This window comes from Acetobacterium tundrae (assembly GCF_008086615.1).
Lineage (GTDB): Bacteria > Bacillota > Clostridia > Eubacteriales > Eubacteriaceae > Acetobacterium > Acetobacterium tundrae.
Genome location: NZ_RXYB01000019.1, coordinates 24,931 through 40,806 on the forward strand (window position 1 = coordinate 24,931; position 15,876 = coordinate 40,806).

Sequence of the window (15,876 nt, forward strand, 5' to 3'; positions counted from 1 at the left end):
AAGTTTGTAAAGGTAATAACGGGTTTTCCTGTTATCACCCGTTTTTTTTTGCAAAAATAATAATTGGATTCATTTATCAAAGGCGATAACAGTCAAGACTAGGCGTGAATAGTCTTGCTTGTTATTGCCTTTTTTTAGTTAATAGTGAAACAATTAGATGGTTAAAAAAAGAAAGGGGGAGCTGTTAAAAAAAATGAAATTGTCATACGATTGATAAATATAATGTCCATAACTGCTGGTTATTCATTAATGAAGGTTGATGCGAAGGGTAAAAAACGTTTGCATTATTTGCCAAAAAGAAATTAGAGAAGAGGAAATTATTATGTTTAATTCTGGGGATATTGCATTTATTGCTATATGTTCAATGCTTGTGTTCTTTATGACGCCAGGTCTCGGACTGTTCTATGCTGGAATGGTTCGCAGAAAAAATGCCATCAATACGATCATGTCGGTTATGTTTTGCTGTGGTCTGGCTACGGTTATGTGGTTTGTCTTTGGTTATTCCTTATCATTCGGTCCAGATGCTGGAGGATTCGGTGTGATCGGAAATTTAAGCAATGTATTTTTTCATGGTGTCAGTGCTACAGAACCCGGTCCCTATGCCAGCACCATACCTGGCGCACTGTACGCCGTATTTCAGCTCGTTTTTTGTATTGTTACACCGGCCATTGTTGTCGGTTCATTGTCCGGAAGAATGAAATTCTCAGCATTGTTTGTTTTTGTAACTGCATGGCTGATTCTCGTCTACTATCCCATGGCTCATATGGTTTGGAGTCATGGCGGTCTGATTGCTGGTCTCGGTGCGGTGGATTTTGCCGGTGGATACGTTATTGAAATCAGCTCAGGAATTTCAGGTCTGGTAGCCTGTATTATTCTCGGTACCCGAAAAGGTTACGGAATTCAATCCTATCATCCCCATAATATTCCTTTATTCGTTATTGGCGGAGGAATTCTATGGGTCGGTTGGTTTGCATTTAATGGCGGGTCTGCTTTGGGAGCTAATGAATTGGCCGTCCAGGCAATTGTCAATACAATGATTGCTTCGGCTGCCGCCATGTTAAGCTGGATGCTGATTGAAACGGTTCTTTACAAAAAAGTCACGGTTATGGGGGCCATTACCGGGTCAATTGTCGGGTTGGTTGCTATTACACCTGGTGCCGGTTTTGTCCCATTTGAGGCTGCTTTGTTCATTGGCGGAATTGTCAGTCCGATTTGCTTCTTCTTTTTGTCAAAAGTCAAAGAAAAATTTGCCTATGATGATGCATTGGATGCTTTTGGATGTCACGGCATTAGTGGAATATGGGGAGTCATTGCGACTGGCTTATTTGCTCAAACGGCCATTAATCCGGTTGCTCAGTGGAATGGTTTGTTTTTCGGAGATACAAAATTGTTTAATGCCCAGATGATGGCATTAGGTATTTCAGTGATTTATTCGGCGGTCATGACAGGAGCAATCATGCTAATACTCAAAAAGGTGATGACGATTCGAGTATCGCCAGAAGAAGAAGCACTCGGTCTGGATATCAGTGAACACAGTGAATCGGCTTATCCGGCATTTTCTGGAATTGACCAATAGCGCATTATCGATTAGAATATAGTTATTAGGAAAGTATTTTAATTTTTAATGAGTCAGGAAAGGAAAATAATATGAAATTAATCGAAGCAATCATTCGTCCGGAAAAATTGGAACCATTAAAGGATGCATTTCTGAAAGTTCAAATAAAAGGAATGAATGTTCGCCAGATTTTGGGGTGTGGCAATCAGCATGGCTGGATCGCTCATAACAGAGGATCATCCGTCATGATGAATATGCTTCCCAAAATAGAAGTTAAAATTGTTGTCGCTGATGATAAAGTGGAAGATACGGTTAAACTCATCATTGATACAGTACGAACCGGTGAAATTGGTGATGGAAAGATTTTTGTTAAACCAGTTGAAGAATGTATTCGCATAAGAACCGGTGAAAGAGGCGATCAGGCTCTTTAAATGCCGATTATTTATTCTGAATTTATAAAGAGGCTTTGCGGACGAACAGTTGTTGCGCAAATCCTTTTTTCTTATTTGAACCATAGGAAAAAAAAAGAAAATCGTTTTCATAGCTGCTATTACAAAAAAAGTTAAAAATCTGTATTGACAGAGCCGTTTTAGGATGTTATAATCAAAAACATCTTAAGAAATTGTTCAAAGAGTATCGATGGCGATAGTTTTGTTAAAGCATGATTCTTAGTACTAAGTTATTTATCAAAGGCGATAACAGGTTTTTCCTGTTATCGCCTTTTTATTCAAAAAAAGAATAAGAACAAACAAATTTATCAATGGGGATAACAGGTTTTACCTGTTATCCCTGATTTTTTTTGCAAAAAAATAAAATAGTAAGTAGTTCAATTCATTTATCAATGACGATAATAGCCATGACTGTTATCATCTTTTTTTAGAAATGAATAAAGAAAGGAAAAAAGGGAAATAAAAAAAAGAATCAGCAATTCAATTGGTTATTTGAGATAAGATATTTGTTTGGTCAAACATCTTGTTTTATATAAAAATGATCAGAAAATCTGATCGAAATAATTAAGAAAAGAGGGATTTATCATGATTAATTCTGGTGATGTTGCATTTGTTCTCATTAGTTCAATGCTTGTATTCTTTATGACTCCAGGTCTTGGATTGTTCTATGCTGGAATGGTTCGCAGAAAAAATGCAATCAATACATTAATGTCTGTTTTATTTTGCTGTGGGTTGGCTACTGTTATGTGGTTTGCCTTTGGTTATTCAATGTCATTTGGTGAAGATGCCGGGGGACTTGGAGTAATTGGAAATTTAAGTAATGCATTTTTCAATGGCGTCAGTGCTACTGATGCTGGTCCATATTCCACTAGTATCCCCGCCGCATTGTTTGCAATTTTTCAATTGATGTTCTGTATTATTACACCGGCGATTCTTGTTGGAGCTTTATCAGGAAGAATGAAATTTAAAGCAATATTTATTTTTGTAGCTGTTTGGCTGATTCTTGTCTATTACCCACTGGCTCATATGGTTTGGGGTGTAGGTGGATTTATAGCTGGATTGGGAGCAGTCGATTTTGCCGGTGGTAATGTTATTCATATTAGCTCTGGTGTATCCGGTCTGGTAGCCTGTATTATTCTTGGCTCTAGAAAAGGGTTTGGAATACAAGCTTACCATCCACATAACATTCCAATGTTTTTCACCGGCGGCTTAATTTTATGGGTAGGCTGGTTTGCATTCAATGGCGGGTCTGCTTTGGCAGCCAATGGATTAGCTGTTCAAGCAGTTGGAAATACTGTGATTGCATCATCGGCTGCGATGTTAAGTTGGATGCTGATTGAATCAATTCTTTATAAAAAAGTTACTCTTATGGGTGCAATGACAGGTGCAATTATTGGTTTGGTTGCGATCACTCCAGGTTCAGGTTATGTACCGTTTGGAGCAGCTTTAGTAATAGGTGCTCTGGTTAGCCCGATTTGTTTCTTCTTTATAACAAAAGTTAAACAAAAATTTGGATATGATGATGCTTTGGATGCTTTTGGATGTCATGGTATTGGCGGAATATGGGGCGGTATTGCTACTGGACTCTTTGCCCAATCTTCCATCAATCCAGTTGCTCAATGGAATGGTTTATTTTTCGGAGACACAAAACTATTTGTAGCACAAATTATGGCAGTTTGTATTTCAGTGGTCTATTCTGCAGTGATGACCGGAATAATTATGTTAGTACTTAAGAAGGTTATGGCAATTCGCGTATCTCCAGAAGAAGAAGCTCTTGGTCTGGATATCAGTGAACACAGTGAATCGGCTTATCCTGCATTTTCAGGAATTGACCAATAGAATTTTAGAAATTAAAGTATTGAAGTATAGCAGTATATTTTAATTTTAAATGATTCAGGAAAGGAAAATGATATGAAATTAATCGAAGCGATTATACGTCCAGAAAAACTAGAACCCCTAAAGGATGCATTCCTGAAAGCTCAAATAAAAGGCATGAATGTTCGGCAGATTTTGGGGTGTGGCAATCAGCATGGCTGGGTAGCCCATAACAGAGGCTCAGAAGTCATGATGAATATGCTTCCCAAAATAGAAATCAAGATTGTTGTAACTGACGATAAAGTAGAAGATACTGTTAAACTTATTATTGATACAGTACGAACCGGAGAAATCGGTGATGGAAAAATATTTATTAAATCAGTCGAAGACTGTATTCGAATAAGAACCGGTGAAAGAGGCGAAGGCGCTGTTTAAATGTTGAAAAAATCTTCTTTTTAGTTTTTCTCAATCAAGCTCAATGTATTTGCTGAAGCAAATACATTGAGCTTTTATAATTCTGAATAAAAAAAATATTCCGATAAAAGAATTGACATTATTATTAAATACAATATAATGAATAAAAATAATAACAAATTTTCTGAAAATATTTATCATTAAGATGCTGTTTACGCTTGAAATCATTTGCGAAGGTGTTTATTCTGAAAATAAATGGGAACAAATAAAGTGTAAAGGGCGATTGCAAAATAGAATTCAGAATCAATGAATGATCAGGTAAATGAACACGTATGCGGAAGTCGGAGATGAATTTAACTTTCATCCCGGCCGGAAGAAAAAGGAAAGGAATGAGAAATTCATTATAATGGTGTGAATTATGCGTTCTAAAAAAGTAACGATTATTAATCCAACTGGCTTGCATGCAAGACCGGCAGCTGAGTTTAACAAAACAGCATCTCAATTCAGATCCGTAATCACGGTCAGAAAATTAGGCGGCGATCCCCAGGAGGGCAATGGAAAATCGATGATTAACATTATGGCGATGTGTTTGGCTCAGGGAACAGACATTGAAATTGTAGCTGAAGGAGAGGATGAGATGAATGCAGTAGAAACATTGATAGCACTTATCAAAAGTGGATTTGGAGAAGTATGACAACTCCTTGAATTTATCGGTTACACTTGATACCCTGCATTATGCAGGGTATTTTTTAAATATTGAGAAAATTATTATCAAAGGGAGAAATAAATGATTTTACAAAGAGAGCGGGAAGAGATTGTTGACTATTGCCGAAAAATGATTACGTCAGGATTAACCAAGGGAACTGGTGGAAATATCAGTATTTATAATCGGGAACAGAAACTCATTGCCATCAGCCCCAGTGGCATTGATTATTTTGAAACAGAACCGGAAGATATTGTTGTCATGGATCTTGACGGAAAGATCGTTGAGGGAAAAAGAAAGCCTTCCAGTGAATATGCGTTACATCGAATTTTCTATGTAAAACGGGATGATATTGATGCAGTGGTCCATACCCATTCGGTTTATGCCACTGTCCTGGCTACCTTGAGACAGCCACTTCCAGCATCCAGCTACCTGGTTGCTTATGCGGGATTAGATGTGCAGTGTGCTGAATATGCATCTTTTGGAACGCTGGAATTGGCTAATTTTACGTTTGCGGCGATGAGTGATCGTTACGCCGTTTTGATGGCAAACCATGGCTTGTTAACCGGGGGAAAAGATGTTCTGAACGCTTTTAATATTGCAGAACAGATTGAATATTGTGCAGAAGTGTATGTAAAGGCAAGGGCGATTGGAAAACCGGTCATTCTGGATGAAGAAGAAATGAAGAAGAACATTCAAGTATTCAACAATTCCTATGGACAACACGCCGCAAAAGAAGATTTACATCAGTAGAAAATTTATAATTGTTGAATGTGCAACAAGATCGAACAGGCTGAGCCTGCTCGACAAAAAGATGCCCACATGATAGGAATGAAATTTGACCAATAAAGGTGTAATATCAGATGCTTAAGCGATAGATATTATTGGGATGAGTTTTAAAAATGATAGGCCTTAATCTTTCCTGCCGCCATTGGAGCTCATCCAGGCAGATGCCAAAATCCATTTGCCCAATAGTGGCAATAAGCAGATGCTCAAGATTGCAGTTGCCGGCCCGTTCGCCAATGCCAAAGAGGGTGGAATCAACGTATTTTGCTCCAGACCGAAGCCCTTGAATGGAGTTTGCAACCGCCATCCCCAAATCGTTATGCATGTGAACTTCAATGTCAATATTGGACGAAATATTGCTGATGTAGTTTTTGCAAATGCTGGGAGTCATAATGCCGACTGTGTCTGAGAAACGAAGGGTGGTGGCGCCGAGTCGTATGGCCGTATCAATAAGCAGGGTAATGAAATCCCAGTCGGCCCGGGAGGCGTCTTCCAGGCCGATGGTCAGTTCTTTGTGAGCGGAATGAATGGAGTCGGCACATTCTTCCAGTTTTTCCAATACTTCAGTTCGGCTTTTTCGGAGCTTTTCGCGGATTAGCAGATCAGAAGAAGGGACGCAAACATGGATGATATCCGCTCCGCAATTGATGGAGCTTTGGATATCACTTAAATTCATGCGATTCCAGCCAATGATTTTGGCGTTTTGACAAACCGCCTTAATTTTTTCGAAGGCGAGACATTCTTCCTTGCCCATAGCCGGTGTGCCGGCCTCAATCCGCTGAATACCCATTGCATCCAAAGCTTTGGCAATAGTAACTTTTTCTTTCAAAGTAAAGGCAACGCCGGGACTCTGTTCGCCGTCTCTCAAGGTAGTATCAACAATATATTTTTGTTCCATAGTCGTTTTTCACCTCTCTGACAAGGGACTGTAATTCCAAATCGGAAACATTGCGTCCTAATTGGGTGCAGCCCTCTTTTATTTGCTTGAGTATGGACTTAGCAGCGGTTTCAGATAAATTCTGTTCTCGTAATTTATAGAGAACACTTTGCTGACCGGAGTGTTTCCCCAGGACAATTTCTCGTTGACTGCCGACGGTTTTCGGGTTAAACGGCTCATAGGTGGCTGGGTTTTTTATAACACCGTCCACATGAATGCCGGATTCCACCTTGAAGATATCTTCACCGATGATGGCTTTCGTTTTTGAAATTGGAAGGCTGGTTATTTTTTCATAAAGAACTTTAAGCTGCCTAAGAACAGATAAATCGCCTTTAAACGAAGAAGGATCCCGTAATTTGAGACCCATCAATACTTCCTCTAATCGGGGAAAGTCATGATAGTTGGCAAAAGCACAGCTGACACTGGTGCCGCCGGCCAGGATCCATTCAAGAGCGATGGCTGTGGCGCAATGCATTTTATTACTTGGACATAAATCCAGAGTGTCAGCACTGTTGCTCAAAAGTTCCTGAAAAATGGTGAAGTAGTCCCGAGTGATTAAATCCTCCCAACCCACGATTCTTATTTTTTTATTTCGAAGGTTTTTTATTTGACTCGGGAGGATGGCTTTTTCCACAAATTCATTGGACTCGAGTTTCCAGATCGGCATTTGACGGTGATCATCATTTTGTTTCAGAAAGCAGGTATCGGTATCAATCCGTTTGCCAGCGTCTTCAGTAATAAACAATGGCTTCAGACGGGAGGCCAACGCATAAGGCAATTCAATTTTTGTGACCCCGCAGGTGAAAAGAAGGGTACAAAAATGGTTGAGATCCTGAGTGTCAATCCGATCCGTATCGAGTGTTGTCAGTGTTCGATCAATAATGGTAACCATTTTTGTACCTCGCTTTCAGTAATAGTATCAATGAAATCATTTTTCAGGGTAATAAAAAAGTGAAGCAATAACGAAAATTGTAACATTGTGTTGTGTGAAACAGAACGAACCGGAGATAGTCGGTTCATTCTGTCTACAAGCAACAAATTAGCAATTGATCGTACGGTAGTTTGGAAGATAACTTGTTAAATTAAAAGATCTTCTACGACCTGGCCACCTTCAATGTGCTCATCCATAATTCGTTCAACATCATTCACGGTCACATTTCCATACCAGACTCCTTCTGGATAAACGACCACAATGGGGCCTTTTTCGCAAATACCAAAGCAGCCGGTATTGTTTATCATCACGTCTCCGGATAATTCCCGGTCGTCAATTTCTTCAAGAAAGGTCTGCAGGACCTTTACTGAATCCTGTTGAAAGCAAAAACCTTTCTGAGTGCCGTTGATCCGGCAACTGGTGCAGATGAAAATATGGTGTTTGGGATTAACCATGTCAAATTCCTCCTGATACATTCAATAAATTTTGAGCTTCAATTAATTCTTGAGCGGCTTTTTTCACCGCTTCTTCAATGCGGTCATAGGTTGAAAAGATTTTGATCCCTTTCTTTTCCAAGCGCCGAGTTGGAGCATCTCCGATACGCATGGCGATGACTCCGTCGCAGTCATGCAGTTGATTCAAAATCCGGGTGAACTTATCTTCTTTTTCATCGCATTCTTCGACGCCGAGACAGTATTGGTTAATGACGCGTTTTTCTTTGAACTGCACCTCATTATCCAGATAGTCGTAAATATATAAATCGGTAGCCAGTCCAAAATGTTGATCCACAAGCATACCGCCCTTGGAAACCGCTGCAAAACGGAGTCTTTTCGGGCTGGTAAAGACGGGTTCTTTCACCGGCTCAGTTTTGGACCTAAAATCCAGGGAAACATCGCTGTCCAATTTGCCAATGGCATCAGCCCGGCATTGCTTGCAGTGATACATTTGCTTCAGATGCAGTCCGCATTTATCACGGATCGCATTGATTTCCTGATTTGTCGCAATGGTGAGATTTTCAAAGGCACTGCTTTTAACAGGAATCAAAGGCATGATGTTGGAGATGAAACAGCCCAGATCCTTCATGGCTTTTACTACTTCTTCAATATGAGCATCGTTGATACCCATCAGAGTCACAGTGTTGATTTTCACAATGATGCCTTCATCAATGAGTAGTTTAATGCCGGCAAGCTGATTGGCCAGCAGGAGGGATGCAGCAGCCTCCCCATGGTAGCGGTGGCCCATGAAATCAACATGCTTATAGATTTTGGCCCCGATGACGGGATCGACGGCATTGACAGTCACGGTGACATGGGAAACATTGAGCCTAATCAGATCTTTTGCGTGGTAGGGAAGCATTAACCCATTAGTGGATACACAAAAGGTCACATTTGGGTCATAATCATGAATCAAGGTCAGTGCTTTTTTTGTTTCTTCAAAGTTTGCCAAAGCATCGCCGGGACCGGCAATCCCCACTACGGTAAGATTTGGAACTTTTTCTTTAACCAGTTTGTATTTTTCGAAGGCTGCTTCCGGAGAAAGAATTTCAGTCGTTACGCCCGGGCGGCTTTCATTGGGGCAGTCAAATTTACGAACACAATAATTACACTGGATATTGCATTTGGGAGCGATGGGGAGGTGCATCCTGGCGTTTTCATGAGCAGCACCACAGCTGTAGCAGGGATGACTGGCAGTTTTTTCCGCAATCGTCATGATTGGTTTTGTTGGCGTTTTTGGAGGATATGACTTTTCCAGCACACTTAAGGTTTCAGTTGACTTTTTTTCCAGCCCATATTTATATTTGGGTCCTTCATTATAGTAAGTATTATAAAGCTCTTCTCTGAATCCACCTTCCACAGTTTTTAAAATCGTATTGGTGATTTGGTCCAGTAGCATCTGCGATCCTTCATAGCCCAGGGTCCGAATTCGTTGGCCGCCAACTTGATCATGAATGGGAAAAGCACATCTGATCAGTGGAATGTGGTGTTTTTCTTCAATGCGTCGGCCATCAGAATTGCCAATCATGATATTGGCACCTAATCGAAGCGCTTCTTCTTCGATGGTTTCAAAATCCACATCATTTAAAATGACATAATCATCGATGAAAAAGATTTCTGCTAATTTTTGGATTTCTTTTTCGATTTTCGCTTTTAATTCGGGACAGTTTGAACCGGTGGCGGCTATAACCGGCATGACACCATTTTCACAACAGAGTCGGACAACGGATACCACAAAGTCTGGTTCTCCGAAAATGGCAATCCGGCCTTCCGCATTATATTTATGGGAATCGACCATGCCATCAAGGTAACGTCCTCTTTCATTTTCGATTTTTTCGGGAATGGGTTTTTTAGAAATATCGGATAAAAGATCCATTAAAGCATCAGTGTCGCGAAGGCCCATGGGTAAATTCAAACGTTTGTAAGGGACACCGTAGTTTTCGTTGAGGTAGAACCCGGGCGATTCTTCCGGTTTAATCGTGTCGGACAGCTCAATGGTAAGTTTGGCACCGGCCATTTTCTGGATTTCGGAGATCGGGGTGCCGTTCATTGGCAGCCGATTGTAACTGCTTTGATGGACGCCGTCCAGATTTTCCGAAAGGTCCGGTAACAGGATATAATCAATCCCGAACTGATCAAGAAGGTCTTTAAGATACCGGGTGTCCGCTGGTGAAATCATCGAGGTGATAATATTGATCTTATCGTTTTTAGTGGAATCCATGTCCACATGGGAAACAATCGATCGCAGCGCCCGGATAAAGCCTTCAAATTGTGTGCCACTGTATCCTGCCGATTTAACCGGGATAATTTTAACGTTGGTGTCCGGGTGAGATTCATAAAATTTATTGACAATGTATTCAATATCTTCTCCAATGGTTTCAGCGAGACAAGTTGTGGAGACACCAATGACTTCAGGCTCATACAGTTTAATCAGATTTTCAAGTCCGATGATGAGATTCTTTTCACCACCGTAGACGGTGCCCTCTTCGGTTAGGGAAGAGGAGGCAATATCCACCGGTTCGTTATAATGAGTGGCCATGTGGCGGCGGATATAGGTGCTGCATCCCTGGGAACCGTGGAGAATACTCATACACTTCTGAATACCATAGAAGGCATTTGCTGTTCCCATGGGCATGCACATTTTACATGGATTAACATTTAAGTTGACTAAATTTTTAGACATATTTCATACCTCCTTGGGATATGGTTTCCCAGACAGGACTGTTCATGGAAAGATTGATTTCAGATGCGAAATTAAGGGTGCCTTCGTAGCCAGCTAATGGGCGCTTCCGTTCATGATTATGATCACAGAAGGCGATGCCTAGTTTGTAAGCAAGGGGTCGCTCTTTCACACCGCCTACTAAAATATCGGCACCCATTTTTTTCATAAATGATTCCAGTTCCGCAGGGTTGGCATCGTCCAGAATGATGGCATCATCATCAACGAGATGTTGGATCATTTCGTAATCTTCTTTACTTCCCGTTTGCGTGCCCACCATCACAGTTTTCATGCCGAATTCGCTAAACTGCCGGATCAGGGATATTGCTTTAAAACCGCCACCAACATAGATGGCTGCTTTTTTTCCTTCAAGATTTTTTTTGTATTTATTTAAAAGAGGTGTCACTCTGTTTTTTTCTTCTTCAATAAAGGCTTTTGCTTTCTGGATGGTGTCGGTATTTCCCACTGCATAGGCAATCCGCAAAAGAGATTCGGAGGTATCAAGGACACCGAAAAAGCTAACTTTGATAAAGGGAATGTCAAAGACCTCTTCCATTTGTTTGGCCAAATAGGTCATCGAGCCGGCACATTGAACCAAGTTCAATTGAGCGGTAGGTGCATTTTTCAAATCGTCGACTTGGGCATCGCCGGTAATATTGGCAACGACCGTGACACCGATTTTTCGCAGATAGTTTTTAATAATCCACATTTCCCCGGCCAGGTTGAAGTCACCCAGAATATTGACGCCGACTGTCTTTTCAGGCAGTTCCACGGGGGTGATTAAATTCATAATCGCATTACAGGCCATTTTATAGCCGGTTTTTTTGGTTCCTGAGAAACCTGGAGATTTAACGGGTATCACCCGTATCCCATATTTTTCTTCAGCATTTCGGCAGATTGCATCGATGTCATCACCGATGATACCAACAATGCAGGTGGCATAGATAAAGATAACTTTGGGTGAATGGATGGCCATGACCTCATCAATGGCTGCAGCCAGCTTTTTTTCGCCGCCAAAGATAACATCTTTTTCTCTCAGATCAGTGGAGTAACTATTCCGATATCCATCCTCACCGCTGGAGAGGCTCCCTCTGATATCCCAGGTATAACTGGCACATCCGATGGGACCGTGAACGATATGGAATGCGTCGGTTATAGGGTTTAAGACAACTCTGGCACCGCAAAAGACACATGCCCGTTGGCTGACTGCTCCTGATACGCTTTCGGATTCGCACTTAATACCGCTACCGTCTCCGCTGCATTCCGAAAAACGAATGGATTGGGTTCTTTCTGGTAAAATAGCATGTTCATTTTTCATGTTACAGCCTCCTTTTAAATAACGGGGAGGAAAGCCTCCCCATTTTTACTACATAACCATTTCCATATCTTCATCTTCGCAATCACGATCCTGTCGATCCATGAGTGCATTTAGAATTAATTCAGCCAAGCGGATAGCGCCTTTGTAGCCGACGATGGGCAGGTATGAATGGACATAACGGTCGATGATTGGAAAACCGACACGAACAAGCGGAATATCTTCAGCTCGGGCAACGTATTTACCGTGGGTGCCACCAATGAGTAAATCAACGGAATCGTTTTTAATCCATTGATGAAGCTCAAATAAATCAGCGGCTGATTTTGCAACACAGCCTTCAATGCCGAATTTATCAAAAAGTATTTTAGCCTTTTCCTCAAAGATTTTGCCGGGGGTGCCAGTTACCAGGTATTTTGGGATCATCCCCATTTCCATCGTAATTTCAGCCATCCCGAGGACAGTATCAGGATCGCCGTAAATGGCGACTGATTTATTATAAGTATACTGATGTGAATCAAGTAAAATATCCATTAATTGACCACGTTCTTCTTCTATTTCATAAGGGACTTCATTTTTAGAAAAATGATTCAGGGCCATCACGAACGCATCCGTATTTTCAACGCCGATGGGCAGCGGAAGTGTTTTATAAGGGACTTTGCATTTCTTTTCCAGAAAATTCGCTGGAAATTCAGAAGTCAGTTCACCAAGTGCTAAAGTCAATTCGCAGTTGCCCAGGTCTTTGATGTCGGAAACGGTGGTACCGCCTTTGGGATACATGTTGTAGCTCCCGGTCATTGGGGCATCCATCACGCCGCTGGTGTCAGGAAGCATGATATACTCAACCCCCATGATTGTCATCAGACGTTTCATTTCCCGCATGTCGCCAGGATTGACAAAACCAGGGAAGAGCGCAAGTTTGTTATTTTTTTCGCCAGTTGCTTCAGCCAGGTATTTAATAAATCCGGTGATCATGTTATAATAACCAGTAATATGTGAACCAACATAGCTTGGCGTATTGGTATGAACGACAATTTTGCCTTCAGGAATTTTAGCATCATTGATATAACCGACCAGGTCATCACCAATGGTTTCGCTAAGACAGGTGGTATGAACAGCAATGATTTCTGGATCGTAAATGTCAAAAATGTTTTTAATCGCTGTTTTCAAGTTGGCGCCGCCGCCGAAAACGGAAGCGCCTTCGGTAAACGAACTGGAAGATGCAATAGCCGGATCTTTAAAATGCCTTGTTAAAAACATTCGATGAAATGAACAGCATCCTTGGGAACCATGGCTATGCGGCATACAGGCATGAACACCCAGGGCAGCATACATTGCTCCAACTGGTTGACATGTTTTAATCGGATTGATTCGTAGGGCGGATCTTTCCGATTGTTCTTTCGGGGTTAAATCTAACATTATTCTGTACCTCCTAAGCTGCCTTCTAATGTGGGCGTATTTTTCCATGGTGCTTCAACTAAGTTCCAGGCCGGTGTATAAATGGCCATCGTTATATCTTTGGCGAAATTCAAGGCACCTCTGAACCCGGCATACGGACCGGCATAATCATAAGAATGCAATTGTCGTGAGGGAACACCAGATTTTTGAATGAGGAACTTGTCCTTAATTCCCGAGAAGAAAATATCCGGTTTTAACAGCTTCAAGAATTCCTCCGTTTCAAAATGATTGTAGTCATCGGTAACAACCGTATTATCATTGATATCTGACCACAAGCCATTGTATTCTTCAAGGTGAACGCCGGCATTGTTAAGTTCTTCAAGACGTTCGGGAGTAAGAATTGATTTAAAGTTTTCAGGATCTTTTTCGACGGTGATGCTTTCAACGTTTTTAGAATCAGCATCGCGTTTTATGGAAGGGAGAACATCTCGGCCTTCATAATCATCCCGATGGCCAAATTCATAGCCTGCCAAAACGACTTCCACACCAAGTGTTTTTAAGAGATTAATATAGTGATGTGTTCGTGATCCGCCGACATAAATTGCAGCCGTTTTTCCTTCCAGTCTGGTCTTATAATGAGCCATGCCTTCGGCAATTTCTTCTTCTTCGTCGGCGATGACTGCTTCAGTTCTGGCTATTAAATCAGGATCATTGAAGAACAGTGCCATGTCCCGAAGCGATTTTTTAATACCATCAAGTCCAATAAAATTAACTTTTATCCAATCGATGCCATACTTGGTTTTCATCATTTCGGCAATGTAATTAATAGATCGATGACATTGCACCAAATTAAGATCGGCAGTATGGGCATTTTTCAATTCAGCATAACTGCCGTCACCAGTCATAACTGAAACCACGTTATATCCGATTCGTTTTAAAACACGTTCGGTTTCCCAGCCGTCACCGCCGATGTTATATTCACCTAAAAGGTTAACGGAATACTTCATCGGTTCGGCATCTCCGGTGCCAATGACAGACCGCATTAAACCATTGTTGGCAATATGATGGCCGCCGGACTGGCTGACGCCTTTATAACCTTCGCAACTAAAAGCTAATATCTTGATGCCGTATAATTCTTCAGCTTCAGCCGCGACAGCATGAATATCATCACCGATAAGACCGACTGGGCAAGTTGAGCAAATCATGATACAATTAGGTTTGAAAATTTCAACCACTTCTTTAATGGCTTTTTTTAATTTTTTTTCTCCGCCGAACACGATATCTGTTTCCTGCATATCAGTTGAGAAACAATATTCACCAAAGGACTGCGTATTTTCGTCGCCTTTTGCTTTATGTCTTCTTGTTCCCCAGGTGTAGTAACCGCAGCCAATTGGACCGTGGGTAATGATTGCAACATCTTTAAGGGGAGAGAGAACAACCCCTTTACATCCAGCATAACAGCAGCCGCGATTTGTCATAATTCCAGGTATGGCTCTTGTATCAGCCTGAATGACATTAGGTTCCCCTTCTTCAATTGTAATGACATGTTCTTTTCTGTTTTTATAAACTTTTGAACTATATTTATCGAGTATTTTTTCTCTTGAATCCAATAAACTCACCTCTTTCTAAAATGCATCAGCATTTTTCTCGCCGCTACGTACACGAATGGAGTCCTCTATCGGGAGGATGAAAATTTTTCCATCGCCTGGGTTACCGGTGGAATTGCTGTCAATTAAAATGGAAACAACCTTGTCCACATCTTCATCTTCAACAATTAATGTAAAAAATCGCTTTGAAATTAAACGGGATGGTTCAGTCAAAGCTTCGCCAATGTTTGAAATTGGCATTTCTCCAGATTCGACAATGTCTTGAATGATCGAGAAATCAACGCTTTTCTTTCCTCTACCGAGAACCTTCAAACAGGTAAAAGCAGGAAAGCCTTCTTTTACCAGGGCTTCTTTAGTTGGGTTAACTTTATTCTGTCGAATAATAGCCATAACTTCTTTCATATCTAATTCCTCCTTTTACAGGCCAGATTTTCCAGTACTGATTGTGTAAGCTTCCTCTACAGGAGAAATGAAAATACGACCGTCTCCAAAAGCACCTTCATTACCTGTTTTTGCATTTCTTAAGACAATTCTGATCACATCATCTTTATCTTCGTCGTTAACTATTAAAAGAAGCATCACTTTTGGAAGTTCATCATAATAAACATCGCCAACTTTGATTCCCTTTTGTTTTCCACGGCCATAAACATCTAATTTAGTAACAGCTGAAAATCCCCCGGATAGTAATTCGGATAAAACAATGCCAGTTTTTTCAGGTCTTACAATTGCGCGTACCATTAACATATTCATATTTCC

The 15,876-nt window shown here is 41.0% G+C and carries 15 protein-coding genes; 6 read left to right on the forward strand and 9 right to left on the reverse strand.

Annotated features, from left to right (window positions below; genetic code table 11):
- The first annotated feature begins 319 nt into the window (after window positions 1-319).
- The 6 genes from FZC40_RS13420 (at window position 320) to FZC40_RS13445 (ending at window position 5,689) form a co-directional block, all read left to right on the forward strand.
- The gene (locus tag FZC40_RS13420) at window positions 320-1,576 is read left to right on the forward strand and encodes an ammonium transporter (protein WP_148605273.1); all 1,257 of its coding nucleotides are present in this window, start codon (window positions 320-322) and stop codon (window positions 1,574-1,576) included.
- A 71-nt stretch (window positions 1,577-1,647) separates the two neighbouring features.
- Complete coding sequence (locus FZC40_RS13425; protein ID WP_148605198.1) at window positions 1,648-1,986, forward strand: P-II family nitrogen regulator; 339 nt, start codon at window positions 1,648-1,650, stop codon at window positions 1,984-1,986.
- 600 nt (window positions 1,987-2,586) lie between these two features.
- Window positions 2,587-3,843, forward strand: coding sequence for an ammonium transporter (locus FZC40_RS13430; protein WP_148605200.1), 1,257 nt, complete (start codon window positions 2,587-2,589; stop codon window positions 3,841-3,843).
- 72 nt (window positions 3,844-3,915) lie between these two features.
- A complete protein-coding gene (locus tag FZC40_RS13435) occupies window positions 3,916-4,254 on the forward strand; it encodes a P-II family nitrogen regulator (protein ID WP_148605203.1) in 339 nt (112 codons plus the stop codon).
- Window positions 4,255-4,651: 397 nt separating this feature from the next.
- Entirely contained in the window at window positions 4,652-4,927 is a 276-nt protein-coding gene (locus tag FZC40_RS13440) for an HPr family phosphocarrier protein (protein WP_148605205.1), read from the forward strand.
- A 93-nt stretch (window positions 4,928-5,020) separates the two neighbouring features.
- A complete protein-coding gene (locus FZC40_RS13445) occupies window positions 5,021-5,689 on the forward strand; it encodes an L-fuculose-phosphate aldolase (RefSeq protein WP_148605207.1) in 669 nt (222 codons plus the stop codon).
- A 106-nt stretch (window positions 5,690-5,795) separates the two neighbouring features.
- Here the strand turns inward: FZC40_RS13445 and FZC40_RS13450 are convergent, their stop codons facing one another.
- The 9 genes from FZC40_RS13450 to FZC40_RS13490 all read right to left on the reverse strand — a co-directional run bounded on the left by FZC40_RS13450 (window position 5,796) and on the right by FZC40_RS13490 (window position 15,864).
- Window positions 5,796-6,620 (reverse strand): beta/alpha barrel domain-containing protein, encoded by an 825-nt coding sequence (locus tag FZC40_RS13450; RefSeq protein ID WP_148605209.1) that lies wholly within the window; start codon window positions 6,618-6,620, stop codon window positions 5,796-5,798.
- Window positions 6,598-7,551 (reverse strand): homocitrate synthase/isopropylmalate synthase family protein, encoded by a 954-nt coding sequence (locus FZC40_RS13455; RefSeq protein WP_148605211.1) that lies wholly within the window; start codon window positions 7,549-7,551, stop codon window positions 6,598-6,600. Before FZC40_RS13455 ends, FZC40_RS13450 begins: the two co-directional genes overlap by 23 nt.
- Window positions 7,552-7,736: 185 nt before the next feature.
- Entirely contained in the window at window positions 7,737-8,045 is a 309-nt protein-coding gene (locus tag FZC40_RS13460; protein WP_148567432.1) for a 2Fe-2S ferredoxin, read from the reverse strand.
- 1 nt (window position 8,046) lies between these two features.
- Window positions 8,047-10,767, reverse strand: a complete 2,721-nt coding sequence (nifB, locus tag FZC40_RS13465; protein ID WP_148605213.1) for a nitrogenase cofactor biosynthesis protein NifB — start codon at window positions 10,765-10,767, stop codon at window positions 8,047-8,049.
- Window positions 10,760-12,121: a nitrogenase iron-molybdenum cofactor biosynthesis protein NifE gene (gene nifE, locus FZC40_RS13470; RefSeq protein ID WP_148605215.1), complete on the reverse strand. Its 1,362-nt coding sequence runs from the start codon at window positions 12,119-12,121 to the stop codon at window positions 10,760-10,762. Before nifE ends, nifB begins: the two co-directional genes overlap by 8 nt.
- Window positions 12,122-12,169: 48 nt before the next feature.
- On the reverse strand, window positions 12,170-13,534 hold the full coding sequence (gene nifK, locus FZC40_RS13475) for a nitrogenase molybdenum-iron protein subunit beta (protein WP_148605217.1): 1,365 nt from the start codon (window positions 13,532-13,534) through the stop codon (window positions 12,170-12,172).
- Window positions 13,534-15,123 (reverse strand): nitrogenase molybdenum-iron protein alpha chain, encoded by a 1,590-nt coding sequence (nifD, locus tag FZC40_RS13480; RefSeq protein WP_148605219.1) that lies wholly within the window; start codon window positions 15,121-15,123, stop codon window positions 13,534-13,536. Before nifD ends, nifK begins: the two co-directional genes overlap by 1 nt.
- Before the next feature lie 15 nt (window positions 15,124-15,138).
- Entirely contained in the window at window positions 15,139-15,522 is a 384-nt protein-coding gene (locus FZC40_RS13485; protein WP_148605221.1) for a P-II family nitrogen regulator, read from the reverse strand.
- A gap of 15 nt (window positions 15,523-15,537) precedes the next feature.
- Complete coding sequence (locus tag FZC40_RS13490) at window positions 15,538-15,864, reverse strand: P-II family nitrogen regulator (RefSeq protein ID WP_148605224.1); 327 nt, start codon at window positions 15,862-15,864, stop codon at window positions 15,538-15,540.
- Between the last annotated feature and the right edge of the window lie 12 nt (window positions 15,865-15,876).